Source organism: Devosia sp. ZW T5_3 (assembly GCF_044987315.1).
In the GTDB taxonomy this organism is placed as follows: Bacteria; Pseudomonadota; Alphaproteobacteria; order Rhizobiales; family Devosiaceae; genus Devosia.
On the sequence record NZ_JBJDRE010000002.1, the window covers coordinates 92,517 to 116,394 of the forward strand.

Sequence of the window (23,878 nt, forward strand, 5' to 3'; positions counted from 1 at the left end):
ATTGAAAACGCCGGGCACTGAGCCCGGCGTTTTTGTTTGGGGCTTACCCCTCGATCTCGCCCTCGGTGACGAATGCTACCGGTCCCGGCTCTTCGCCCATGATCTGCCGGCCGAACAGGCTCGCAACAAGGTCCACCAGCAGGGTTGCGCTCTTGCCGCCATGGTCGAGGAAGGGATTGAGTTCCACCACGTCCAGCGAGCCTACAGTGCCGCTATCGTGCAGCATCTCCATGATCAGGTGCGCCTCGCGATAGCTGAGCCCGCCAGGGACCAGCGTGCCACCGCCTGGGGCGATGGAGGGGTCCATGGCGTCGACATCAAGGCTGACATGCAAATGCCCGCCAGCGGCCTTTACCTTGTCGAGGAAACCACGCATCAGCGCGACCACGCCCATTTCGTCGATCCGCCGCATGTCGATGGTGTCGACACCCCGCGCCGCCAATAGCCGGCGTTCCTCGCGATCGATGGAGCGGGCGCCGATCACCGCGACGTTTTTCGGATCGATCCGGCCCAGCCAAGGCCCGCGATACTCCGCGTCGAATTCTTCCTCACCACAGAGCAGAGCCAGCGGCATGCCATGCAAATTGCCGCTGGGGGAGGTGATGGGCGTGTTGAAATCGGCATGCGCATCGATCCACAACACAAAGACCGGCTTGCCGCTATCAGCGCAATGGCGCGCTACGGCGGACACGGTACCCATGGCAATCGAGTGATCGCCGCCCAGGAACACCGGAAAGTGACCCGCCTTCAGAATATCGAGTCCTTGGTCGCTGGAGCGTGCAGCCAGGTCGAGCACATCGGCGCGCCGCTCGTCCGGCAGGCGCCAGCTGGCAGGGCTGGTGCCGGGCAGGGTGTGCGGACGGCGCAGGTCGCCGAAATCAGCCACGTCATGGCCCAGATCCACGAGCGCCTCGATCAGCCCGGCCACCCGCAAGGCCTCAGGTCCCATGCCGGCGCCGCGCACCGAAGCGCCGGCGGCCGTGGCTATGCCCAGAAGATCGATGCGGCGCGGGCGTGTGGTCATGCTGGGGTCCTTGTGTACAGGGATCATGATGCCGATATGGGGTGCGGACAAGGTGGTCTGCCACCGCAATTTAAACAACCTCGATGTCATTCCGGCGCAGGCCGGAATCCATGCTGAAGGTCACCCCGACGCTCGATGCGTGTTGGGCACCACGGACCCCGGATTCCGGCCTGCGCCGGAATGCCCCCGTGGGTGGGAAAGCATAGGAACCGCTTCGCCACACCCACCTTGCAGCCAAGGCACACCGGTGTTTCCGGGGCCAGCCGCATATCTCCTGTGCGTTCACAAGTTAACCGTGACATTTCTGCAAAGGTTGACTTGCGGCCTCCATAGGCGAACCTATTTATTAACGGGAATCAGCCCAACATCGATGTTGGAGCTGTCTATAACGGGCGCGCATCCTCTCCTTCCTCCCGCGCGCCCCGGAAAGGATACGAGATGACGGACGTCAATCCCGCCACTGGCGATGCGAGCCGGGACCGGGTGTACCCAGTTCTGCCCCTGCGCGACATCGTCGTTTTCCCCGGCATGATCGTGCCGCTATTCGTCGGCCGCGAGAAATCGGTCAAGGCGCTCGAAGAAGTCATGCGTGACGACAAGCACATTCTGGTGGTGACCCAGAAGAATGCGCAGGACGATGATCCGACCCCGGACCAGATTTTCGAGACCGGCACCATTGCCACCGTGCTGCAATTGCTCAAGCTCCCCGACGGCACCGTCAAGGTGCTGGTTGAGGGCCTGAACCGCGCGACCATCGATCGCTACCTGCAGACCGTGGACTATTTTGAAGCCGAGGCTTCCGTGCTGCCCGAGCCGGTCGAAGACCCGACCGAGGTCGAGGCCATGGCGCGTTCGGCCCAGACCGAGTTCGAGAGCTATGTGAAGCTCAACAAGAAGATCTCGGCCGAGGTCGTGGCCGCCGTCGGGCAGATCGAAAATCACTCCAAGCTCGCTGACACCATTGCCAGCCACCTGGTCATCAAGATCAACGAGAAGGAAGATCTGCTCTCGACCGTTTCGGTCATCGAGCGTTTCCAGAAGATTCTTGGCCTGATGGAAGGCGAAATCGGTGTCCTGCAGGTGGAAAAGCGCATCCGCAGCCGCGTCAAGCGGCAGATGGAGAAGACGCAGCGCGAGTACTATCTCAACGAGCAGATGAAGGCGATCCAGAAGGAACTGGGCGACGGCGAAGAAGGCTCCAACGAGATCGCAGAGATCGAGGAGCGCATCGCCAAGACCAAGCTTTCCAAGGAAGCCAAGCTCAAGGCCGAGGGCGAACTCAAGAAGCTCAAGACCATGAGCCCGATGTCGGCGGAAGCCACTGTGGTTCGGAACTATCTCGATACGCTGCTCGGCCTGCCCTGGGGCAAGAAGAGCAAGGTCAAGCGTGACCTGGCCCTGGCCGAAAAGGTTCTGGACGAGGATCACTATGGCCTTGAGAAGGTCAAGGAACGCATCCTTGAATATCTGGCTGTGCAGGGCCGTACCGGCTCGCTCAAAGGCCCGATCCTGTGCCTCGTCGGCCCTCCGGGTGTCGGCAAGACCTCGCTCGGCAAGTCGATCGCCAAGGCGACTGGCCGTGAGTTCGTGCGCATGGCGCTCGGCGGCGTCCGTGACGAAGCCGAAATCCGCGGTCACCGCCGCACCTATATCGGCTCCATGCCCGGCAAGGTGATCCAGTCGCTCAAGAAGGTCGGCAAGTCCAACCCGCTCTTCCTGCTCGATGAAATCGACAAGATGGGCCAGGACTTCCGTGGCGATCCGAGCTCGGCACTTCTCGAAGTGCTCGACCCCGAGCAGAACCACACCTTTGCCGATCACTATCTCGAGGTCGATTATGACCTTAGCGACGTGATGTTCGTGACGACCTCGAACACCCTGAACATCCCCGGCCCGCTGATGGACCGCATGGAGATCATTCGCCTGTCGGGTTACACCGAGCAGGAGAAGCATGCGATCGCCAAGCAGCACCTGATCCCGGAGACGCTCAAGGAAAACGGGCTTGCCCATGGCGAGTTCGTCTTGTCCGACGAGATGCTGACCGCCTTGATCCAGCGCTACACCCGTGAAGCGGGCGTGCGTAACCTCAAGCGCGAAATCAGCAAGCTGATGCGCAAGGCTGTGGCCGAGATCGTCAAGACCAAGGTCAAGTCGATCGTGATCGACGAAGACAAGCTGACCAAGTATCTCGGCGCCGACATCTATAAGCACGGCGAGATCGAGGCCGAATCCCAGGTTGGTCTGGTGACCGGTCTGGCTTGGACCTCGGTTGGTGGCGAGCTGCTGACCATTGAAGGCGTGATGACGCCGGGCAAGGGCCGCATGACGGTCACCGGCAACATCAAGGAAGTGATGAAGGAATCGCTGACGGCTGCGACCGCCTATGTGCGCTCGCGTTCGATCGATTTCGGCATTAAGCCGCCGATGTTCGACACGCGTGACATCCACGTCCACCTGCCCGAAGGCGCCACCCCCAAGGATGGCCCGTCGGCCGGTATCGGTCTGGCCACTGCTATCGTCTCGGTGATGACGGGCATTCCGGTGCGCAACGATGTCGCCATGACGGGCGAGATCACGCTGCGGGGCAGGGTGCTGCCCATCGGCGGCCTCAAGGAGAAGCTGCTTGCGGCCCTCCGTGGTGGCATCAAGACTGTGCTGATCCCCGAAGAAAATGTGCGCGATCTCGCTGAGATCCCGGACATCGTCAAGGAAGGCATGGAAATCGTGCCGGTCTCCAAGATGGACCAGGTGATCAAGCGCGCCCTGGTGCGCCAGCCTGAGCCGATCGAGTGGAACTTCGATGAGGCCACTCCCGCCGTCTCGACCACGGTGGAAGCCGTGGAAGACGCAACGACCGGCCTGCCGCACTAAGCGGCTTCGCGAGCGATAAAAATGAACGGCGGTCCGCGAGGGCCGCCGTTTTTTATTGCTTACGAGGCAACTGCAACGCGGCGCCGGCCGAGCAGCGCCAATGCCATGGCCAGCGCTACGAGGCCCGCAGAAATGAGAAAGCTCGCGGTGAATGCCGTGCCGATGCTGGCGGGCGCTGCCTGCGCGATCTGGCCGGTGCCCACCAGAGCGGTGAATATCGTCGCCATCAGCGACGCGCCGGTCAACAGGCCCAAATTGCGGGACAGGCCAAGCAGCCCCGACAATACACCGCGCTGGGCAGCGGGCGCCGCAACCATGACCGCGGCATTGTTTGCCGCCAGAAACAGCTGGAAGCCGGGCGTCAACACGATCAACGCGCCGACATAGCCCGCCATGCCCGTCCATCGCGGCAGGAAAGCAAGCAGCAGAAAGCCCACAATCGTCTCGGCGAGCCCGAGCAGCAGCCCGCGCCTTGTACCCAGGCGGTCGACGATGCGCCCCGCCGGCGCACCGGCAAGTGCTGCAGTCGCCGGGCCCACGGCCATGACCAGGCCGGTCAGTGTTCCATCCAATCCCAGCGCGAAACTCAAAAAGAACGGCCCGACCACGAGAGTGGACATCATGACGGTGCCCAACAGCACGTTCATGCCCAGACCCACCCCGATCGCCCGATCACGCAACAGCGCCAGCGGCACCAGGGGATAGGGCGAGCGCTGCTGAACGCGGATAAAGGCGAACAATGCCACGGCCGCGGGCACGAGCAGCACAGCGCCATTCCATGGCGCGGCAAGGCCCGCTCCGGTAGCGGCAAGAGCATAAAGCCCCAGCGTCAAGCTCAGGAGCATGGCGCCGGCCCAGTCCATCTGCGGCCTTGGCATGCGAGGCAGGCTTGCCGGCAGCGCCCGCAGTGCCAGGAGCAGGATCGCCGCGCCCCCCAGCCCCAACAGGCCGAATGCTGCCTGCCAGCCAAGGCTTGCCATTACTATGCCGCCCAGCGAGGGGCCGAGCGCCGTGCCGACCGCCGACATGGCGGCCAGCAGCCCCATAGCCGCGCCCATACGGTCTTCGCGCACCACGTCGCGCGCAATGGACATCGGCAAGGCGGTGATGATGGCGCCGCCCACGCCCTGCAGGGCACGCGCCGCGATCAGCAGCCCAAGGTTCGGACTGGCGGCACACAGCGCCGACGCAAGAGCGAACACCGCCAGCCCCGCCAGCAGCACACGGCGGTGACCAAGCAGATCGCCGAAGCGGCCGGCGGACACGATCGTCACGGTCATCGAGAGCAGGTAGGCCAGGATCACCCATTGCAGCTCCCCCAGGGTGGACGGGAAGCTCAGCGCCAGCGTCGGCAAGGCAATGGTGGCGATGCTGATGCCCAGCGACGCGAGCAATGTGGCGCCGGCCAGGGTGATCAGCGTGGCAGGTGTAGCGGTTCGGTGGGGCCCGGATTGCATAGGTTCCTCTTGAGGCAGGGTGAAGCGGGCGCTACAATCCCACTTCAAGTCAACTTGAGGTCAAGAGTGAAACTGCTCGACATCGGCGTTTTGTCGGAACGCAGCGGCGTGCCGGCCTCGGCCCTCCGCTATTACGAGGAAGTCGGCCTCATCGCGCCGGTGTCGCGGCGCGGCCTGCGTCGCCAGTACGAGCCGGAAACCGTAACGCAACTGTCGTTGATTGCCCTTGGGAAAGCGGCCGGCTTCTCGCTCGATGAGATCAAGGGCATGTTCAACGCCAATGGCGCTCCAGAGCTGCCGCGCGCGGAGCTGCAGCAGCGCGCGGAGGCTATCGACAGGCAGATCCGTGGCCTGGCGACGTTGAGGGATGCGCTGCGGCACGTTGCCGAGTGCCCGGCGGAAAATCACATGGCCTGTCCCAAGTTCCAGCAATTGCTGCGCCTGGCATCCGCGCACAAGAGGGGTGGGCGCCACCGCGCGTGAAGTGGCGGGCTTTGCTGCTGCCAAACTCTGTCAGCACGGACGCGCAGAATTGCTGGCCGCTCGGACACCCAAGAACAAAGCATGTACGCGCTCTTGTAACGTCCTCGTGAAGCAGTTACATCAATGTGCCTGCCCGGAGGGCCGGACCCCTGTGGTCCCGGCGCGGTGGGTGAAGCCATGGAGCCAAGACCTTGAACAAGGCACTCGTCGTCATTCTTGCCGCCGTCACTTTGGATGCGGTCGGCATCGGGCTGATTTTCCCGATCCTGCCGGCGCTGCTGCGCGATGTCGGCCATGTCAGCGAGGTGGCGACGCTGCTTGGCTTGATGCTGGCGCTTTATGCGGCGTGCCAGTTCCTGTTTTCGCCGGTCCTGGGCGTATTGAGCGACCGCTTTGGTCGCCGCCCGGTCCTGCTGGTCTCATTGGCGGGTGCCGCGATCGATTACCTGATCATGGCCTTTGCGCCGCAGCTGTGGATGCTGGTCCTGGGGCGGGCCATTTCGGGCATTACCAGCGCCAATATGGCCGTGGCGACCGCCTATATCACCGACATTTCCAGCGAAGAGGAGCGCGCCAGGCGGTTCGGCCTGTTTCATGCCATGTTCGGCATCGGCTTCATCATCGGTCCGGTGCTGGGTGGCGTACTCGGCGATTTCTGGGTGCGGGCGCCCTTCATTGCGGCGGCGCTGCTGAATGGGGTGAACTTCGCGCTGGCGCTGTTCGTGCTGCCCGAATCGCGGCCCGGCACGCCCGGCGCCAGGTTCGATCTCGATACGCTCAATCCATTCAAGCCGCTGAAATGGGCGCTGACCTTCAAGGCACTGATTCCGCTGATGGCCATCTTCGTCATCATGAATTTCGTCGGCACCATGTACGGCACGATCTGGGCGCTGTTCGGCGAGGACAGCTTCAAGTGGAACGGCATGATGATCGGCCTGTCGCTGGGTGCGTTCGGCGTGTTCCACGCCGGCGCACAGGCCTTCCTCACCGGCCCGGCAGTGGCTCGCCTAGGCGAGCGCTGGGCGCTGGTGGTCGGCATGGCATGCGAGCTGACGGCGCTGGTGATTCTGGGCATGGCCACCCAGGGCTGGGTGCTCTTCGCGCTGGCGCCGCTCTTTGCGCTGGGCGGCATCGGCATGCCGGCACTGCAATCGCTGGCCACGACCCAGGTCGGCCCGGACAAGCAAGGGCAGTTGCAGGGCGTTTTGGCGAGCCTGGTGAGCCTGGCTGCGGTATTCGGCCCGCTGTTTTTCAGCTTCGTCTATTTCCAGCTGCGCGGCGGCTGGCCGGGCCTCACCTGGATTGTCGGCGCGGGCATCTATCTGTTGGCGCTGCCATTGATGCTTGGAATCCGGCGCACGCACCGGCCGGTTCCACTAAGCGCGGAATAGGGCGGAAAACCGCCGGCAAAGCCCGGAAAACGGGGCAAAACCGGGTAAACCGGACTTGCCGGGGCGATTTTTCCGGTCCAATAACGGTTTTGCACCGTCTGGCACGTCAAAACGCCCGGAATTCCTTGCCTTTCATGCAGAATCGCAAAAGGGTTGCGGCGATTGGTTCGCCACAGAGGGCGGGCATTCACTGTGAGGAAACGCTATGAACAAAAACGATCTGGTTGGCGTTGTTGCCGACAAGGCGACGATCACCAAGGCACAGGCCGCCGAAGCGGTTGACGCAGTGTTCGAGGCAATCACCGGCTCGCTCAAGGCTGGCGAAGAAGTCCGCCTCGTCGGCTTCGGCACCTTTGCGGTGTCGCAGCGCAAGGCATCCACGGGCCGCAACCCTGCGACCGGTGCAGAGATCAGCATCCCGGCCTCCAACCAGGCCAAGTTCAAGCCCGGCAAGGGCCTGAAGGACGCGATCAACTAATAAGAACGAAAGTTCGCTTTAGTGATCGGCCCCGTGCGCATTGCGCCGGGGCCAATTCTTTTGCTGCTGCCAGTTGACGGGCGGCACATCCCGCCCTAATCAGGGCGCCTTACGCCGGCCCAGTGGGCCAGCGGGCGATTAGCTCAGTTGGTAGAGCGCCTCGTTTACACCGAGGATGTCGGCGGTTCGAGTCCGTCATCGCCCACCATTCCCCTTACCATTTTAGTTGCAGCCCGACCCGTGCGGTGACGCCGGAGCGATCGCCGCCGGCCACGTCGAACGAATAGCTGGCATTGGCGAAATAGCTGAACTTGTCGTTGAGCTCCCCGGTCACCCCCGCGCCGATTTCAAGCACGGTCGAATCGCCCGAGGTGGCCAGCACGTCATTGTCGAGCCGCGTGGTGAAGTCACCCAGGTTCTGCCAGAGATTGGCGGTCAGTTCGGGCTGGATGAAGCCATTTTCGGTCTCGATGCGGTTATAGAGCCGTGCGCCGAGCCGCCCCGTCAGCATGGTGCTGCTGTCAAAGCTGATATCGGCGAACGGATCGCTGGCATCGCCGAAATTGGCATAGTGCACGATGGCCTGTGCCTGCGGCTCGATAGCCCAGCCGCCGCCCAGGGCAATGGGATAGCCCGCCTCGATGGAGCCCGTGAGGCCGTAGCCATCGACATCGATGCCCACGCCGCGCGTCGAGGTGACGTCGCCGGTGTAATAGGACGCCATCAGCACGCCATCGAGGTAGAAGCCGTCTTCATTGAGCCGGGTGGCATAGGCGCCAACCGACGCCGCGCCCAGGCCCAGCGTGCCCGTGTCATAATTGGCCCAGCCCAGGGCAAAGCCCCGCAGATCCCCGCTCATATGCGAATAACCCGCAAAGACGCCGGCCTGCGTGGTCGAGCCATCCTCGCCCACCACCGAATAGAGATCAGTGCCGGCCTGGAAGCCGCCAATGGTGCCATCGAAGCTCGGCGCCACGGTGCCCGACCAGCCCGCCGTCACCGAGCTGCCCAGCGCCCGGAACCAGGCATTGCGCTTTTCGCTATCCGCATTGGGCAGATAGGCCTGCTCGCCGCGGCGATTATGGAAGGTGGACAGCGATTCGATCGCCAGCAGATAGGCCGATGGCTGCAGCGCCGCGTAATTGGCCGCCTCGATGCGGTAGAGCGGCACGACACCACCCGCCAGGAGCAGCGAGGCGTCCGGCAAGGTCGCGTGGCTGGTTGGTGCAACGATGGCGTATCCTGCCGACGTCAGAGCCGGCATTGTCGGCGTTGCCGGCGGCGGCGAGCCCGGAGGCAGCGGGCCGTCCTCAGGCGCTGTCGGCAAAGGCTCGGGTGTGGCCGCAGGCGGCGGCACCACAGCGGGAGCTTCCGGATCCGGCGCCGGATCGACCGGGGCCGTGGGCAGCACAGGGGCTACCGGGGTCTCGCCTGGGTTGATCGCGCCGGGCGCTACGGGCGCCACGGGCTCAGGCGGCGGAGGAGGGGGCACGGGAACCGGCAGCAGTTGCGAGCGCAGATACCAGTTCTGCTCTTCGCCTGCCGCAACGCCACCGCGGAACAGGAAATATTCGTAGGCGCCCGCCGCAACGGCGCGGTCGAGCACGAAGGCGTTGACGGCCGTGCTACCGCCATTCGTCGCCTGCACGACCATGATGCCGCTGCCCGTGGTGCCGCCACCGGGCCCGCCGGCATTGACGATGCCAATACCGGTAAGACCGTTAGCCAGCCCACCGGAGATGATGAGTTTATCCGAGGGCGCCCCATCCACACCCAGATAGGTATCGAGCAATATCGAGCCGCCGATGCCGGTGTAATTGCCCTGGATCGTCAGGGTATCGGTCGGGCTGGGCGCGCCAAGCTGCGTCATCTGGATGACGCCGGCATTGTTGACCTGAACCCGCGAACCGGCCACGGCGGGGGCGATATTGGCGGCGCCGCTGGCAATCAGATAGCTGCTCGAATCAATGTCGAGCCGGCCGGTCAGGCTGGTCGCATCGCCGAGCACCAGATTGTCGCTCAGGCTGAGGCGCGAGCCATTGTTGAGCTGGATGGTCTCCCAATTGATGAACTGACCGTCATTGATGGCGGAGCTGTTCTCGAATTTGAGCGTGTCGCTGGCAACAGGCGCGCCGGCTGCGGCGCCTTCGCCGCCATCGATGTTGCCGGCAGCCGCAATGGTGGCCGCGCTCAGATTGCCAAGCGTCGCCACATCGGAATCGGCGCCCATCAATACGTTGTTGAAAATAGCGCCGCCGGTCCAGTCGAAGGTATCATTGCCGAAACTGGCGCGAATCTCTCCCTCAATGGAGCCGCCCGACACTCGGATCACGTCATTGCCACCGCTGGTGCTGATATTGCCCCCGATAGCGCCGCCGGACACCACGATAGTGTCGAGGCCAAAGCCGGTGACCAGATTGCCCAGAATCTGCCCGCCGCTGAGATAATAAAAGTTGTCAGCAAGCTTCATGTCGACACGGCCAATGGTGCCGCCGCTCTGCTCGGCATAGTCGCCGTCGACAAAAGCGCCCGTGATCGTGCCGCCGGTCATCAGGAAGGTGTCGTAGCCATCGCCTTGCTGCAGGGCCGCAACCGTGCCGCCGCTCATTTCAAAATGGTCAATGCCGCTGCCCTGTTCGATGCTCGCAGTCGTGCCCGAGCGGATCGTCACGGAGTCGGCGCCCGCACCGAAGGAAACCGTACTGGTAATGACGCCAGTGCCGCCGGCGGGCAGCGTCAAACTATTATTGCCACCGGGATCGAAGAAGCCGGCAGAGGTACCGGAGTCGCACACATAGGTGTCGTCTCCCGCTGTGACGACAAATACGCAGGCCGCCGTGGCGCTGCCGGCGCTGCCCAGCAGTAGTGAGCTAGAAATTGTTGAAAATACAATGAGTTGGTGCTTGAAATTCGGCTTGAAAAACAATGCTGGCCTCCGCAGTTTTAACGCCGGGAACTTTGAATCGTCTCGCAGGAGCCATCATAGGCTCACTTCCGCGTGAGTGACTACCTGGAGTTTGCGCTGCGTTAATAATTAGTACTGCCAAGGCCATAGGTAGCGGGGAGGCCCGGCCTGGCCGCGAAACGCCCCGGTTTGAAAGTTTCCCACAGGCCACTGAAACTTCTTCAAGAAAGGCGGTTTTCGCCGCTTGACTTCACATGGGGGGCTGGGTACATCGACCCCACGTTGCGCAGACAAGTCGAGTTTGCCGCTGCGGGAGTAGCTCAGTTGGTTAGAGCGCCGGCCTGTCACGCCGGAGGTCGCGGGTTCGAGCCCCGTCTCTCGCGCCACCCTTTCCCCTTCATATGATTGAAGACCTTGGAATGGTGGCGCCGGGCTTGATGGCCAGTTCCCACTCGTTTCCGCGGCGTGTTCCCACTTTTGGTCGTGATGCGTTCTGTTGCCGCAGTTTGGTCCGGCCCCGCCTGCGCGCCTCGATGACGGAACGAATCGTCTCGGCATTAACGGGCACGTATGTTGCAAACAGCGTATTAGATGCACTCAGGGTGTTCCCACAGTGTGAGACAGAGCCTCGGCAGTTCTGCCACCGACAATGGCCTCAACTGCTTCTTAGCGGCGGAAGTCGAGGCCAAGGGTTTCGCCGTTCGCCAAATTCTGCGTAACGAACATCTCGGAAATCATCGACCGACGTGCCTTTGCTATATGGCTGGCCCGAACGATTCCGAAAATCGGCGCATCACCGTGGAGCTCCACGCCAAGCTGAGCCAAGTATGCCCTGAAGCACGAACGCTGACCGCCTGCTCAGAGCTCCTCCGACGGTCGATGCTGACATTGCCGGACTTTCAGCCTCGAGCGGCGCCACAGCACAGCTTGGCATTGCGTGCGAGGGCCGGAGCGGGCAGACCAGAGCTGCTGAAGATCGCTCGTTTGCATATCGCTGGTGCGTGGCAAGAGGGCTACCGAGAATTGACGTTTTGCTCAGGCTCGCCGTCAGGTTCCTGGGGGAATGATGCGGAAGTCGGGGAGTTCCCTCAGCGCGCGTTCGGGACCGGACGGCGAGTAGACCACGAAAAGCTGCATGGGGCCGCCGCCGGTGTTCTTGGTGGAATGAAAGCGGCTTTCAGGCACATATATGGTGCAGCCGGGCCGAACCTCGGCAATGATCGGATTGCCAAGCTCGTCTTCCACCATCTGCTGGCCTTCGCCCGCTATGACGAAAATGATCTCTTCGGCCCCCGGATGATTGTGACGCGTGTGCCCCTGACCGCTCGGCAGGTTTACAACGCCGCCCGAGAAACGCGACGCGCCATTGGTATCGGGGCCGATCGTCAGCGACAGCTGCCCCCAATCGAAGCCAAAGGCCTCGACGTCCTTGGGGTAGACGAAATAGTTCGGCTTGGTCATGGGTGATCCTTCCGTTCAGGCTGGTGTTCCAGTCCGCAGGTTCTTGAAGGCCTCTGCCTGCGCCTTTATTGCGGTCTCTGCCGGCAGGCGTTCCATCGAACTGGCGCCATAAAAGCCGTGGCAGGTTGGGCAGCGTTCCAGAATATAGCGGGCGTCCTCCGGCATCGAGATCGGCCCGCCATGGCACAGCACGATGATGTCGCTGCGCGCCCTGCGTGCCGCATCGGCGATGGCCTGGATCTCGCCGACGCAATCGTCGAGCGACTTGGCCGACGTTGCGCCGATGGTGCCGCCGGTGGTCACGCCCATATGGGCCACGATGATGTCGGCGCCGGCATTGACCATGGCTGTGGCCTCGGCAGGGTTGAACACATAGGGCGTGGTCAGCAGGTCCAGCTTGTGCGCTTCAGCAATCATGTCGACTTCGAGCTGGTAGCTCATGCCGGTTTCTTCAAAACTCTGCCGCATCAACCCGTCGAATAGCCCGATGGTGGGGAAGTTCTGCACGCCCGAGAAACCCATCTCCTTGAGTTCGGCAAGGAAGCGGGGGATCAGGATGAACGGGTCGGTGCCGTTGACCCCGGCAAGCACGGGCGTGGTCTTGACGACCGGGAGCACTTCGACCGCCATCTCCTTGACGATCTCATTGGCATTGCCATAGGCGAGCAGTCCGGCTGCGGAGCCTCGGCCCGCCATGCGATATCGGCCCGAATTATAGATGATGATGAGATCGATGCCGCCGGCTTCCTCCGCCTTGGCGGAAATGCCCGTTCCCGCGCCACCACCGATGATGGGCACACCGGCCTCGATCATCGAGCGGAAATTGGCAAGGATGGTTTTGCGGTCGATGACGGGCATAAAGGCTCTCTTAGTTGGGGGAAATCTCGCGAAACGAGCGAACGGCCGCATCGGCAAATTCAGGGGCATTGATGTGGAACGGCAGACGCGTAACGCGGCGGCTCGCTGTGTGGTGGACGGTCTGCTCCAGCGCATCAAACAGGGCCGCATCCGCCGCCGGGTCCCAGAACGCGCCGCCTTCGATATCGAGCGTCGACACACCATTCTGGGGTAGCAGCATATGCACCGGGCCCTGGCACTGGTTCAGCCTGTCGCCGATCCAGCGGCCAATTTCGACGTTCTCTTCCACCGTCGTGCGCATCAGCGTGACATTGGGATTGTGCCGGTAGATGCGCCGGCCGGCATAGTGGGCCGGCATTGTCTCGGGTGCCCAGAAATTGATCATATCCACGGCGCCGACCGACATCACGCAGGGCAGTCTGGTGCGGGCGATGGCACCGAACCGGTCCTCGGTCGCCGGTAGGACGCCGCCGAACAACAGGTCGCAGACCTCAGTCGTGGTAATGTCCAGCATGCCATGCAGCAGGCCACTATCGGCGAGCTTTTCCACTGTGCGTCCGCCGGTGCCGGTGGCATGAAAGATCAGGCAGTCGTAATCGTCGCGCAACTGCGCGGCGATGGCAGTCACGCAAGGCGTGGTGACGCCGAACATCGTGAGCCCCAAAGCCGGCTTGTTTTGGGCCTGCTCAACTGGGTGAGCCACCATCGCCGCGATCGCCTGGCCCGCATTGTTGAGAATGCTGCGGCTTAGTCGGTTGAGGCCAGCCATATCCGTGATAGCCGGCATCATGACGATGTCCGACACGCCGACAAAGCCCGAAACGTCGCCCGACGCGAGCGTCGATACCATCAGCTTTGGAATGCCGAGCGGCAATTGCCGCATACCCTGCGTCACGATCGATGTGCCGCCGCCGCCGCCGATGCCCACCATGCCCGCAATGTCGGAACGGCCCGCAACATAGCGCGCGAAAGCCTCGCCCATGGCCGCCACCGCGGTGCCCCGGTCGTCGCTCCCCAAAACGGCGGTTATGCCTTGCGGATGGGCAGCGGCGACGGTGGTTGCTGCAATATCGACCGCGATGGTTGGAGCCCGCGTACCAACATTGATGACCAGTGCATGCCCGCCTGCGGAGCGCACGCATGACGCCAGATAGGCGAGCTCTTCGCCTTTCGTGTCGGCGGTGCCCACCACCAAGATATGGCCCATTCGTTCCCCCGCCCTGGCCCTCTTGATGGAGCGTCGTGCCGTTATTGTTCCTGCAAGTTTTCGGCTATTGCTCAAAAATGAGATGCATGTATCATATTGGTATGCCAGTCTTACGTCAACGAGCCAAAACGGCCGACGCGAAAAAGGGGGAGGCGACGGAGCGCGGGCCAAGGGCACGCACTCGCCGGCTCATGCTCCAATCCGCCACGGCCCTCATGCAATCGGGCGCCACGCCTTCGGTCAGTGAAGTGGCCGAGGCGGCAGGGGTCTCACGCGCAACGGCCTATCGGTATTTCCCGAGCCAGGCCGTGCTTGTCCACGCAGTTGTCGATGAGGCCCTCGGGCCGATCCTTGACTGGAAAACGGACGAGAACGACGCCCGCGCCAGGGTGAAGGATCTGCTGGCCTCATCGATGCCGCGGATCAACGAATTCGAGGCAACGTTTAAGGCCGCCCTCAAGCTCTCGCTGGACCAGTGGGCGCGGCGGCAGGTGGGGACGCTGGGCGCCGAGCCGCAGTTTACGCGTGGCCATCGTGTCGACCTGTTGATGCGGGCCACCAAGCCGATGGAGGACGCGCTGTCGCGCGCACAGCGGCTGCGGCTGTCACAGGCCTTGTCGCTGGTCTTTGGCGTCGAGGTGATCATCGTCCTGCGGGATATCTGGGGGCTGGCCGCAGCGGAGGCAGAGGCTGTCGCGCAATGGGCGGCCCTGGCTCTGGTCAACGCGGCCGAAGCAGAGGCCGCGGGAGAAAAGAAGCCGCGCTGAGCCAATGACCGCCAAAGGCGGCGTGGCCAGTGCGAAGGGCGGGGGAGAGGCAACCGACAATAATAGTCGGGCTTCGACGCCGCCGGAGACTGAGGAGGCGGAAGCACGACTTAGGGAGGGGTCGTCTTGTCGTAGTGCCTGATCATTACGCAGCAAAATTCTCGCTAGCAGCGAGACAGTGCATCCCGAGGGAGGAGATGAAACTATGCGCAAGACCATTGCCGGTCTGTTGGCCGGTGCAAGCTTGATGACGATAGGTGCGGTTTCCGCACAGGCTCAGGAACTCACCATTCTGTGGGCCGAATGGGACCCTGCAAATTATCTGCAGGAACTCGTGAATGAATATCAGGCCGAGACCGGCGTGACGGTTACCGTCGATACGGTTCCCTGGCCAGACTTTCAGACCAAGCTGTTCACTGAACTCAACGCTCAGGGCTCGGCCTATGATCTCGTGGTCGGCGACAGCCAATTCCTAGGGGCGGCCTCGACCGGTGGCCATTATGTGGAACTCACCGACTTCGTCAAAAAGCACAACCTGACCGAAGCCATGGCTCCGGCGACCATGAAGTTCTATTCCGAATACCCAGATAGCTCGGGCCATTACTGGTCGGTGCCGCTCGAAGGCGACGCCGTCGGTTGGGCCTATCGCAAGGATTGGTTCGAAGACCCCACCGAGATGAGCAACTTCAAGGCCAAGTACCGCTACGACCTTGCCGTGCCCACCACCATGAAGCAGATTTTGGACATCGCGGAGTTCTTCAACCGCCCCGCCGAGAACCGTTACGGCGCCGCGATTTATACCCAGCCCACGGGCGATGCTCTCATGATGGGCGTCGAGAACTTCATCTTCTCCTATGGCGGCTCGCTCGGCGACTATGCCAGCTACAAGGTGAGCGGACTGCTGAACTCGCCGGAATCCGTTGAGGGCCTTGAGGACTACCGCAAGCTCTTCGGTTTCGGCCCTCCGGGCTGGGGCAATGCGTTCTTCGCCGAAGTGAACACGGCGATTGCGCAGGGCCAGGTGGCAATGGGCATGAACTTCTTTGCGTTCTTCCCCTCGCTACTTAACGAAGCGACCAATCCACATGCCGCCAATATGGGCTTCTTCGCCAACCCGCCCGGCCCGCGTGGGGATGACTTTGCCGCTCTCGGTGGCCAGGGCATTTCGCTCATCTCGTATAGCCAGAACCAGGACGAGGCGATGAAGTTCCTCGACTGGCTGGTCAAGGACGAGACCCAGAAGCGCTGGGCCGAACTTGGCGGCTACACGGCTTCGGCCGCGATCCTGAAGTCGGACGAGTTCCAGAATGCCACCCCCTACAACAAGGCATTCTACGAGACGATGTTCAAGGTCCGCGACTTCTGGGCTTTGCCTGAATATGCCGAGCTGCTCGATGAGGGCCAGCAGGGGCTGTTCGAATATGTCGTGAACGGCAACGGCACGGCGCAGGAAACCCTCGACAAGCTCGCGGCGACCTGGGTCGAAACCCTCAAGACAGCCGGCTATCCAGCCGAATAGTCACAAATTTTTGCCCGGGGAGGCACTGCCTCCCCGGGCATTTTAACCGGGGGATCGTGCATTGAATCACATGATGACACCGCTCAGTTCGAACTCACGCGCCGCCGCGCGGGGGTGGAGCGACATCACCATCAGAAACCTGTTCGTCATTCCGACCGTAGCGTTTCTTATCATCTTCAACGTCTTTCCATTGCTCTATTCGCTTGGATTTTCGTTCACCGATTTTCGCGCCTCAAGCAAGGATCCGGTCAATTTCGTCGGGCTCAAGAACTATGTGGACGTGCTGGCCGATCCGGTGATCTGGCGCAGTTTTGCGACAACGCTCTGGTATGTGGTCGTCTCCGTGACCGGCCAGTTTATCGTCGGCTTTGGTCTGGCGCTTTTGCTCAACCGGCCCATTCCGGGCAAGGGGCTGCTGACAACCCTGCTATTGCTGCCGATGATGCTGTCGCCGGTGGTCGTGGGCCTGTTCTGGAAGCTGATCTACGATCCGTCCTGGGGCATTCTCAACCATGCGCTGGGCCTGGGCAAGGTTGCCTGGCTGACCGATCCGAACCTGGCACTCTATTCGGTGGCCATTACCGATATCTGGATGTGGTCACCCTTTGTCATGCTGCTGTCGCTGGCGGGCCTCAGCGCCGTGCCCAAGCACCTCTATGAGGCAGCTTCGATCGACCGTGCCGGGCGGTTCTACACCTTCTTCCGCGTCACGCTGCCGCTGGTCGCGCCGATCCTGCTTATTGCAGTGATCTTTCGCACCATGGAGGCCTTCAAGACGTTCGACATCGCCTTCGTCATGACCGGCCAGCCGCAGGCCGAGCTGATTTCGTCGCGCCTTTACAAGATGGCCTTCCAGCAGTGGCAGACCGGCCCCGCATCGGCCCTCGCCTATATCATCCTGATCATGGTGCTGTGCATCACCAATATCTACGTCAAGTATCTCAACAAGGCGAAGGAGCGCTAGAATGGCCATCGTTTCAACGCGCGCCGGGCGTCTGGGCAACCGCATCGCCATCGGCGCGGTCATCGTTATCACGCTGATCTTCCTGTCGCCGATCTATTGGATCACCACGACGGCGTTCAAGCCACTGGTGCTGGCGACGTCGGTGCCGCCCACCGTGGTGTTCGAGCCGCAGATCACCCCGTTCGTCAAACTATTCACCAAGCGCGCACAACTGACCGCGCCGGTGACGCCCGAGGTCTATGAAGCTGCTCCCTGGTGGGAAAAGCTGGTTCTCGATGGCGGCGAGCGGCTCGCCCGCGACGGCAATGGCGACGTGGTGTTCTCGGCCTATCCCAGTCGCTTCGCGAACTCGCTGATCATCGCGATCACCTCGACGCTTCTCGCGGTGTCCCTCGGCACGATCACTGCCTACGGCTTCTCGCGTTTCAGGGTCAAGGGAGAGGCCGATCTGCTGTTCTTCATTCTCTCGACCCGCATGCTGCCGCCGGTGGTCGTCGCCATCCCGATGTTCCTGATGTACCGGGCGGTCGGGCTCAACGACACCCATATCGGCCTCATCATCCTCTACACCGCGTTCAACGTGTCTTTTGCCGTGTGGCTGATGAAGGGGTTCATCGACGAGATTCCCAAGGAATACGAGGAAGCCGCGCTGGTCGACGGTTACACGCGCATGCAGGCCTTCTTCAAGATCGTCCTGCCCGAAGCGGCAACCGGCATCGCCGCAACGGCTGTGTTCTGCTTCATCACGGCCTGGAACGAATACGCCTTCGCGCTGATCCTTTCCAATCGCCGGGCGCAGACCGCCCCGCCGTTCATTCCCAGCCAGGTCGGGACCGGACTGCAGGACTGGACCGTCATCGCCGCCGGCACGGTGCTGTTCCTGCTGCCTGTCGCCATATTTACCTTCCTGCTCCGCAACCATCTGCTGCGCGGCATGAGCTTTGGTGCAATCCGCAAATGAACATTGCTGTATTCAATCAGAAGTTCCTCGGGCCGGCCTCGATCGTGGTCAGCATTTTGGGCATCCTGTTCCTCTGTCAGCCGTGGGTGGCGTTCCTGCACAGCTGGAGCGTTCTCGTCATGCTGATAGGGCTCATTGCCTTCAACGTGTCCGTGCATATTGCGCCGCCAGTCGAGCGCATGGATGAGGACGACACCGGACCGGTGACCCTGTCGCAGACCGTAAAGACGGGGGCCGGTCATGGCTGAGATAGAACTTCGTAACGTCGACAAGCATTTCGGGCCGGTGCACGTCATTCGCGATGTCAGCCTGACCGTCAAGGACAAGGAGTTCGTCGTGTTCCTGGGCCCATCGGGCTGCGGCAAGACGACGACCCTGCGGGCCATTGCGGGTCTTGAGGACATCGATTCAGGTGATATCCTGATCGATGGCAAGCCGGTGCAGACCCTGCGTGCGGCGGAACGCGACGTGGCCTTCGTGTTCCAGAACTACGCCCTCTACCCGCATTTGACCGTATATGAGAACATGGCCTTCCCATTGCGAGCCGTGCGGATGAACCGCGCGGAAATCGACACCACGGTGAAGTCGGTGGCCGGATCGCTCGGGATCAACCACCTGCTCAAGCGCCGCCCATCGGCATTGTCGGGTGGAGACATGCAGCGCGTGGCGATTGGCCGGTCGCTGGTCCGCCGCCCCAAAGGCATCCTGCTCGACGAGCCGATCGGCTCGCTCGATGCCAAGCTGCGCGAGACCATGCGCGTCGAGCTGAAGCGGCTTCACGTCGAGAACGGCTCCACATCGATCTATGTGACGCATGATCAGGTGGAGGCCATGGCGCTCGCCGACCGCATCGTGGTTATGCATGAAGGCATCCTGCAGCAATTGGGCACGCCGGCCGATGTCTACGAATACCCGGCGAACATGTTTGTCGCGCAATTCGTGGGCAGTCCGGTGATGAACATGAAAACCGCCGATATCCGCGAAGCGGCAGGGCGGGTGCAGGTCGGCCTCGACGGCACCGCCGTTGCCTTCGATTTCCCCGCCGAACTCTCCGGAAAACTGAGTGCAGCCAACGCCCAGAAAGACAAGTTGATGCTCGGCGTGCGGCCCGAGGGCGTCCTGATTTCGCGCGATGCCAAGGACGGCTATGTCGAACTGGTTGCCGGCATTATCGAGCCGCTTGGCTCCCATGACATTGTCGACCTCAAGGTTGGCGACGGCATTCTGCGTGCGCGCACCAAGAGCGCTTTTGTCAGTGCGCCCGGCCAGAAGGTATGGGCACGCATCGATCCCGCGCAGGCGCACTTCTTTGACGTAACATCCGGCAGCTCGTTGGGAGTGAGGTTCTGATGGCCAATATTCAGCTCAGGAATATCACCAAGACTTTTGGCACCCATACCGCCCTCAAGGACCTCAGCCTCGAGGTCGCCGATGGCGAGTTCTTCGTGCTGCTCGGCCAAACCGGTGCGGGCAAGACGACCACGTTGCGTGTCGTCGCTGGTCTCGAGAAACCCGATTCCGGTCAGGTGTTCATCGACGGAGTGGAAGTGAACGACTGGGGTGCCGCCGAACGCGACGTCGCTCTGGTCCTCCAGCAATATTCGCTCTACCCACGCTATACCGTGCGGGAAAACCTGGCTTTTCCCCTCAAGTCGCCGATCCGCAAAACCCCGCAAGTCGAGATCGATGCGCAAATCGCCCGTGTCGCAAAAACGCTGCGCATCGAGCATCTTCTGGATCGCAAGACGGATCGCCTGTCAGGTGGCGAGATGCAGCGCGTCTCTATTGGCCGCGCGATCGTGCGCAAGCCGCGGCTGTTCCTGATGGACGAGCCGCTTTCGGCACTCGACGCCAAGCTGCGCGAAGTCCTTCGCACCGAGCTGAAGAGCCTGCAGGTCAATCTGGGCGCCACCTTCCTGTTCGTGACGCATGACCAGGTCGAGGCCATGTCCATGGGCGACAAGATCGGCGTGCTCACCGACGGCCAGCTCATCCAGGTCGGCACCCCCTATGAAATCTACAACAACCCGGTCAACACATTCGTCGCCCGGGCTGTCGGCTCGCCGCCGATGAATCTCATCGATGGTCAGGTTTCAGGCGACGCGGCCAGCGCTATCGGAGCCCGCCTGCCGCTCGGGGTCGCCAAGGCGGGCGCCGGGGAAGGACGGCCGCTGCTGTTTGGCGTGCGCCCGGAGGACCTGCATCTCGAAAGCGGGGCACCCGTGGCGGCGCGCGTACAGGACATCGAGAACCACGGCGTGGAAAAGATCATCACGCTGCGTGTCGACGACAAGTTCTTCCATGCAACGGTGCCCAAGCAGGCCCATCTTCAGGTCAATGAAGATGTGCGCTTCACCTGGGACCCGGAAAAGGTCATCTTCTTTGATGCAAGCTCGGGCATGAACCTGGCGCACAACGCTGCCTGAAAAGGGTGGCCGCACATACTCTGGGAGGAGTAGCATGGCATCCAATAACAGCTATCCCAAGCTGCACAATGCAACTTGGCCCGGCGTGGTCGGCAAGGGCGCCCCGGATTCAGAGCCGATCATTGCTCTCGACGCACTCCTCAAGCTGACCGCCGGCGCCGAAGCCGGCGGCCAGAAGTTTGACGGTGTCGACCTGTGGCTTGCCGATCCGCATATCTCGATCGATTCCAGCCGGGACGACATCAAGCGCGTCTCCGACCATATTGCCAGCTTCGGCCTCGAGGTCGGCTCATTCGTCGCTCCCATCTGGGGCGGGGCTGGCGGCGGCTCGGCAATGGGGGATGCCGACGAGGTGAAGCGTTTCCTCAGTCAGGTGGAAAAAGCCTGCCAGATCGGGCAGTGGATGCGTGAAATCGGCATTCGCCCGAGTGGCGGCATCCGCGTCGACAGTTCGACCGGCGTCGAGGCATGGGACCAGGACCCCGAGGGCAATACACGCAAGATCGCCGACACTTTCCGGGAAGCGGGCAGGATTGCGCAGGCCCATGGCGAATTCATCGTTGCCGAAGGTGAGATTTGCTGGGGCGGCATGCATTCGTGGCGCGAGAATGTGAAGCTGCTCGAAATGGTCGGCATGCCCGGCGTCGTCGGCTACCAGGCCGACATGGCGCATTCGATGCTGTTCGTGCTCGGTGCCAACGCCGAGAAGGATCGTATTCTGCCGCCCGATTTCGACTGGGCCGACAAGGCGGCCCTCGACGCGGCCTACAAGAAGGTCGCCGACGCGCTCCGTCCATGGACGCTCGATTTCCACGTCGCCCAGAATGACGGCACCACGTTCGGGTCGGGCGATCATGAAAAGACCGGCCGCCATTGCCAGGTCGACGACCCCAATGGTCGGCTCGATGTCGTCAAGCATGCCGGCTACTGGCTGCGGGACGAAAAGGGTGAACTGACCAAGACGATGCGTCACATCTGCTGGGATGGCTGCATGTTCCCCAACGCCGTGATGGAGTCGCAGGAAACCTGGAACAAAATCCTGGGCCAGATGGTGCAGGTGCGTGACTCGCACGGCTGGCGCGAATAGGAGGGCGACCTGATGACCAAGCAACTCAATGTGGGCATGGTGGGCTATGGCTTCATGGCCCGCGCCCATTCCAATGCCTGGGCCAATGTCTCGCACTTCTTCGACACTGGCTATCGCCCGGTGCTGAAGGCGGCCGCGGCCCGTAACGTCTCCAAGCTCCGCCATTTTGCCGAACAATGGGGCTATGAGAGCCAGGAGAGCGACTGGCGGGCGATGATCGAGCGCCGGGATATCGACGCGATCGATATCTGCGTGCCCAACGACCTGCACGCTGAAATCGCCATCGCCGCTGCCAAGGCTGGCAAGATGGTGCTCTGCGAAAAGCCGCTGGCGCGCACAGAGGCCGAAGGCAAGCCGATGGTGGATGCGGTGGAGCAGGCCAGCGTGCCCAATATGGTCTGGTACAATTACCGCCGCGTGCCGGCGGTGAGCCTGATCAAGAACATGGTCGAGGCCGGCAGGCTCGGCCAGATATTCCACTACCGCGCGAAATTCCTCCAGGACTGGACCATCTCACCGGACGTGCCGCAGGGCGGTGCCGCGACATGGCGGCTCGATGTCGAGGCGGCAGGGTCCGGCGTTACCGGCGATCTGCTGGCGCATTGCCTCGATACTGCGATCTGGATCAATGGCGGCATCACCTCGCTGACCGCCATGACCGAGACCTTCATCAAGGAGCGCATGCACGCCGAGACCGGCAAGAAGCAAGCGGTGGGCATCGACGATGCGGCGGCAGTGCTGGCGCGCTTCGGCAATGGCTCGCTTGGCACGTTTGAATCGACGCGCTATGCCCGCGGCCACAAGGCAGGCTACACGCTCGAGATCAATGGCGAGAAGGGCTCGCTGGCCTGGGATCTGCACGACCTGAACCGCGTGCAATTTTTCGACCACAGCGTCGAAGGCGCGCAGCGGGGCTGGACCAATATTCTGGTGACCGATGGCGATCACCCCTATCTGGGCAAGTGGTGGGTGCCGGGCCTCATCATCGGCTATGAGCACAGCTTCACCCACCAGGTGGCCGATTTCCTCGACGGGCTGAGGACCAGCAAGCCGGCCGCGCCGACCTTCCGCGACGCGCTCGAAACCAACCGCATCTGTGACGCGATCATCGCCTCGGGCACGTCGGGCAAGTGGGTGCAGCTTTGAGCGTCAAGCTCGGCTTCAACCTGCTGCTATGGGCCACGCACGTCACCGATGAGCACATGGCCATCATCGAAGACCTCAAGGCCACCGGCTATGACGGGGTCGAGGTTCCGATGTTCGAGGGGGATCCAGAGCATTTCCGCAAGCTGGGGCAACGCCTGAGGGATATCGGTCTGGTCGGGCAGGGCGTCGGCATCATGCCGGGTAGCGGCAAAAGCGCGGTCAGCGCCGATGCAGCCGAGCGGGAAGGGGCCCTGGGCCACCTTAAATGGCTGACTGACTGCACCGAGGCGCTCGGGGGCACGATGTTTGCCGGCCCCTTTCATCAGCCGCTCGGCCAGTTCACCGGCCGGGGTCCGCAGCCCGGGGAGATCGATCGCGTCGCCGAGGTGTTGAAACGGGCCGGCGTCTATGCGGCCAAATCCGGCATCGAGATATCGGTCGAGCCGCTCAACCGCTTCGAGTGCTATTTCCTCAACACGGCCGCCCAGGCCGCGGACCTCATCAAGCGGGTCGGCGCCGCCAATGTCGGCTACCTCTACGACACGTTCCATTTCAATATCGAAGAAGATTCGATAGTCGATGTCATCCCCACGACGTTCGGGCAGATCAATCACGTCCACATTTCGGAGAACAATCGCGGGGTTCCGGGCGCCGGCCACATCGACTTCGCGTCGGTATTCAAGGCGCTCAAGTCAGCCGGCTACGATCGCTGGATGACCATCGAATCCTTCGGTTCGGCGCTGCCCGATCTTGCCGCGGCGACGAAAATCTGGCGTCCGCTCTTCGAGACACCCGAGGACGTTTATCGCAAAGGCTATCGCCTTATGCGCGATGGTTGGGACGCGGCCTGACCCAAACTGGTCGCACCCTCCG

At 62.4% G+C, this 23,878-nt stretch carries 20 protein-coding genes and 2 tRNA genes; 16 read left to right on the plus strand and 6 right to left on the minus strand.

What is annotated here, in order from left to right; translation table 11 throughout:
• Nucleotides 1-43 precede the first annotated feature (43 nt).
• Nucleotides 44-1,024: an arginase gene (rocF, locus tag ACI3KW_RS02950; RefSeq protein WP_404846863.1), complete on the minus strand. Its 981-nt coding sequence runs from the start codon at nucleotides 1,022-1,024 to the stop codon at nucleotides 44-46.
• Nucleotides 1,025-1,462: 438 nt separating this feature from the next.
• Here rocF and lon point away from each other — a divergent pair, with 438 nt between their 5' ends.
• Nucleotides 1,463-3,895 (plus strand): endopeptidase La, encoded by a 2,433-nt coding sequence (gene lon, locus ACI3KW_RS02955; protein WP_404846864.1) that lies wholly within the window; start codon nucleotides 1,463-1,465, stop codon nucleotides 3,893-3,895.
• Nucleotides 3,896-3,954: 59 nt separating this feature from the next.
• Here lon and ACI3KW_RS02960 read toward each other — a convergent pair whose 3' ends face one another.
• Nucleotides 3,955-5,352 (minus strand): MFS transporter, encoded by a 1,398-nt coding sequence (locus ACI3KW_RS02960; protein ID WP_404846865.1) that lies wholly within the window; start codon nucleotides 5,350-5,352, stop codon nucleotides 3,955-3,957.
• 66 nt (nucleotides 5,353-5,418) lie between these two features.
• Between ACI3KW_RS02960 and ACI3KW_RS02965 the strand changes: the two genes are divergently transcribed.
• The 4 genes from ACI3KW_RS02965 (at nucleotide 5,419) to ACI3KW_RS02980 (ending at nucleotide 7,912) form a co-directional block, all read left to right on the plus strand.
• Nucleotides 5,419-5,835: a helix-turn-helix domain-containing protein gene (locus ACI3KW_RS02965; RefSeq protein WP_404846866.1), complete on the plus strand. Its 417-nt coding sequence runs from the start codon at nucleotides 5,419-5,421 to the stop codon at nucleotides 5,833-5,835.
• A gap of 191 nt (nucleotides 5,836-6,026) precedes the next feature.
• Entirely contained in the window at nucleotides 6,027-7,226 is a 1,200-nt protein-coding gene (tet, locus tag ACI3KW_RS02970) for a Tet(A)/Tet(B)/Tet(C) family tetracycline efflux MFS transporter (RefSeq protein WP_113120320.1), read from the plus strand.
• A 205-nt stretch (nucleotides 7,227-7,431) separates the two neighbouring features.
• Nucleotides 7,432-7,704, plus strand: coding sequence for an HU family DNA-binding protein (locus tag ACI3KW_RS02975; protein WP_035096919.1), 273 nt, complete (start codon nucleotides 7,432-7,434; stop codon nucleotides 7,702-7,704).
• A gap of 132 nt (nucleotides 7,705-7,836) precedes the next feature.
• Nucleotides 7,837-7,912: transfer RNA gene (locus ACI3KW_RS02980), tRNA-Val, on the plus strand.
• A gap of 6 nt (nucleotides 7,913-7,918) precedes the next feature.
• Here ACI3KW_RS02980 and ACI3KW_RS02985 read toward each other — a convergent pair.
• Nucleotides 7,919-10,630 (minus strand): autotransporter outer membrane beta-barrel domain-containing protein, encoded by a 2,712-nt coding sequence (locus tag ACI3KW_RS02985; RefSeq protein ID WP_404846867.1) that lies wholly within the window; start codon nucleotides 10,628-10,630, stop codon nucleotides 7,919-7,921.
• A 288-nt stretch (nucleotides 10,631-10,918) separates the two neighbouring features.
• Between ACI3KW_RS02985 and ACI3KW_RS02990 the strand changes: the two genes are divergently transcribed.
• Nucleotides 10,919-10,995: transfer RNA gene (locus ACI3KW_RS02990), tRNA-Asp, on the plus strand.
• Nucleotides 10,996-11,656: 661 nt separating this feature from the next.
• Here the strand turns inward: ACI3KW_RS02990 and ACI3KW_RS02995 are convergent.
• The 3 genes from ACI3KW_RS02995 to ACI3KW_RS03005 are packed head-to-tail and all read right to left on the minus strand — an operon-like array spanning nucleotide 11,657 to nucleotide 14,135.
• Entirely contained in the window at nucleotides 11,657-12,070 is a 414-nt protein-coding gene (locus ACI3KW_RS02995) for a cupin domain-containing protein (RefSeq protein WP_404846868.1), read from the minus strand.
• Nucleotides 12,071-12,085: 15 nt separating this feature from the next.
• Entirely contained in the window at nucleotides 12,086-12,928 is an 843-nt protein-coding gene (locus ACI3KW_RS03000) for a phosphoenolpyruvate hydrolase family protein (protein ID WP_404846869.1), read from the minus strand.
• A gap of 10 nt (nucleotides 12,929-12,938) precedes the next feature.
• Entirely contained in the window at nucleotides 12,939-14,135 is a 1,197-nt protein-coding gene (locus tag ACI3KW_RS03005) for a Tm-1-like ATP-binding domain-containing protein (RefSeq protein ID WP_404846870.1), read from the minus strand.
• A 101-nt stretch (nucleotides 14,136-14,236) separates the two neighbouring features.
• Between ACI3KW_RS03005 and ACI3KW_RS03010 the strand changes: the two genes are divergently transcribed.
• The 10 genes from ACI3KW_RS03010 to ACI3KW_RS03055 all read left to right on the plus strand — a co-directional run bounded on the left by ACI3KW_RS03010 (nucleotide 14,237) and on the right by ACI3KW_RS03055 (nucleotide 23,856).
• Nucleotides 14,237-14,902, plus strand: a complete 666-nt coding sequence (locus tag ACI3KW_RS03010) for a TetR/AcrR family transcriptional regulator (RefSeq protein ID WP_404847037.1) — start codon at nucleotides 14,237-14,239, stop codon at nucleotides 14,900-14,902.
• A 205-nt stretch (nucleotides 14,903-15,107) separates the two neighbouring features.
• Complete coding sequence (locus ACI3KW_RS03015) at nucleotides 15,108-16,421, plus strand: ABC transporter substrate-binding protein (RefSeq protein ID WP_404846871.1); 1,314 nt, start codon at nucleotides 15,108-15,110, stop codon at nucleotides 16,419-16,421.
• Nucleotides 16,422-16,494: 73 nt separating this feature from the next.
• Entirely contained in the window at nucleotides 16,495-17,385 is an 891-nt protein-coding gene (locus tag ACI3KW_RS03020; protein WP_404846872.1) for a carbohydrate ABC transporter permease, read from the plus strand.
• 1 nt (nucleotide 17,386) lies between these two features.
• Nucleotides 17,387-18,346: a carbohydrate ABC transporter permease gene (locus ACI3KW_RS03025; protein ID WP_262167955.1), complete on the plus strand. Its 960-nt coding sequence runs from the start codon at nucleotides 17,387-17,389 to the stop codon at nucleotides 18,344-18,346.
• Complete coding sequence (locus ACI3KW_RS03030) at nucleotides 18,343-18,594, plus strand: hypothetical protein (RefSeq protein ID WP_404846873.1); 252 nt, start codon at nucleotides 18,343-18,345, stop codon at nucleotides 18,592-18,594. Before ACI3KW_RS03025 ends, ACI3KW_RS03030 begins: the two co-directional genes overlap by 4 nt.
• On the plus strand, nucleotides 18,587-19,696 hold the full coding sequence (locus ACI3KW_RS03035) for an ABC transporter ATP-binding protein (protein WP_404846874.1): 1,110 nt from the start codon (nucleotides 18,587-18,589) through the stop codon (nucleotides 19,694-19,696). The genes ACI3KW_RS03030 and ACI3KW_RS03035 overlap by 8 nt, the downstream gene beginning before the upstream one ends.
• Nucleotides 19,696-20,772: an ABC transporter ATP-binding protein gene (locus ACI3KW_RS03040; RefSeq protein ID WP_404846875.1), complete on the plus strand. Its 1,077-nt coding sequence runs from the start codon at nucleotides 19,696-19,698 to the stop codon at nucleotides 20,770-20,772. The genes ACI3KW_RS03035 and ACI3KW_RS03040 overlap by 1 nt, the downstream gene beginning before the upstream one ends.
• Before the next feature lie 34 nt (nucleotides 20,773-20,806).
• Entirely contained in the window at nucleotides 20,807-21,859 is a 1,053-nt protein-coding gene (locus ACI3KW_RS03045) for a TIM barrel protein (protein ID WP_404846876.1), read from the plus strand.
• A 12-nt stretch (nucleotides 21,860-21,871) separates the two neighbouring features.
• Nucleotides 21,872-23,005 carry a Gfo/Idh/MocA family protein gene (locus tag ACI3KW_RS03050; protein WP_404846877.1) on the plus strand — a complete coding sequence of 378 codons (1,134 nt, stop codon included), beginning with the start codon at nucleotides 21,872-21,874 and terminating at the stop codon, nucleotides 23,003-23,005.
• A complete protein-coding gene (locus tag ACI3KW_RS03055) occupies nucleotides 23,002-23,856 on the plus strand; it encodes a sugar phosphate isomerase/epimerase family protein (protein ID WP_404846878.1) in 855 nt (284 codons plus the stop codon). The genes ACI3KW_RS03050 and ACI3KW_RS03055 overlap by 4 nt, the downstream gene beginning before the upstream one ends.
• Nucleotides 23,857-23,878: the final 22 nt, after the last annotated feature.

What these genes read in the sequence shown, in the direction of transcription:
- rocF (WP_404846863.1), bottom strand. Translation starts at nt 1,024, where the DNA reads ATGACCACACGCCCGCGCCGCATCGATCTTCTGGGCATAGCCACGGCC.
- lon (WP_404846864.1), top strand. Translation starts at nt 1,463, where the DNA reads ATGACGGACGTCAATCCCGCCACTGGCGATGCGAGCCGGGACCGGGTG.
- ACI3KW_RS02960 (WP_404846865.1), bottom strand. Translation starts at nt 5,352, where the DNA reads ATGCAATCCGGGCCCCACCGAACCGCTACACCTGCCACGCTGATCACC.
- ACI3KW_RS02975 (WP_035096919.1), top strand. Translation starts at nt 7,432, where the DNA reads ATGAACAAAAACGATCTGGTTGGCGTTGTTGCCGACAAGGCGACGATC.
- ACI3KW_RS02995 (WP_404846868.1), bottom strand. Translation starts at nt 12,070, where the DNA reads ATGACCAAGCCGAACTATTTCGTCTACCCCAAGGACGTCGAGGCCTTT.
- ACI3KW_RS03000 (WP_404846869.1), bottom strand. Translation starts at nt 12,928, where the DNA reads ATGCCCGTCATCGACCGCAAAACCATCCTTGCCAATTTCCGCTCGATG.
- ACI3KW_RS03005 (WP_404846870.1), bottom strand. Translation starts at nt 14,135, where the DNA reads ATGGGCCATATCTTGGTGGTGGGCACCGCCGACACGAAAGGCGAAGAG.
- ACI3KW_RS03010 (WP_404847037.1), top strand. Translation starts at nt 14,237, where the DNA reads ATGCCAGTCTTACGTCAACGAGCCAAAACGGCCGACGCGAAAAAGGGG.
- ACI3KW_RS03015 (WP_404846871.1), top strand. Translation starts at nt 15,108, where the DNA reads ATGCGCAAGACCATTGCCGGTCTGTTGGCCGGTGCAAGCTTGATGACG.
- ACI3KW_RS03020 (WP_404846872.1), top strand. Translation starts at nt 16,495, where the DNA reads ATGACACCGCTCAGTTCGAACTCACGCGCCGCCGCGCGGGGGTGGAGC.
- ACI3KW_RS03025 (WP_262167955.1), top strand. Translation starts at nt 17,387, where the DNA reads ATGGCCATCGTTTCAACGCGCGCCGGGCGTCTGGGCAACCGCATCGCC.
- ACI3KW_RS03030 (WP_404846873.1), top strand. Translation starts at nt 18,343, where the DNA reads ATGAACATTGCTGTATTCAATCAGAAGTTCCTCGGGCCGGCCTCGATC.
- ACI3KW_RS03035 (WP_404846874.1), top strand. Translation starts at nt 18,587, where the DNA reads ATGGCTGAGATAGAACTTCGTAACGTCGACAAGCATTTCGGGCCGGTG.
- ACI3KW_RS03040 (WP_404846875.1), top strand. Translation starts at nt 19,696, where the DNA reads ATGGCCAATATTCAGCTCAGGAATATCACCAAGACTTTTGGCACCCAT.
- ACI3KW_RS03045 (WP_404846876.1), top strand. Translation starts at nt 20,807, where the DNA reads ATGGCATCCAATAACAGCTATCCCAAGCTGCACAATGCAACTTGGCCC.
- ACI3KW_RS03050 (WP_404846877.1), top strand. Translation starts at nt 21,872, where the DNA reads ATGACCAAGCAACTCAATGTGGGCATGGTGGGCTATGGCTTCATGGCC.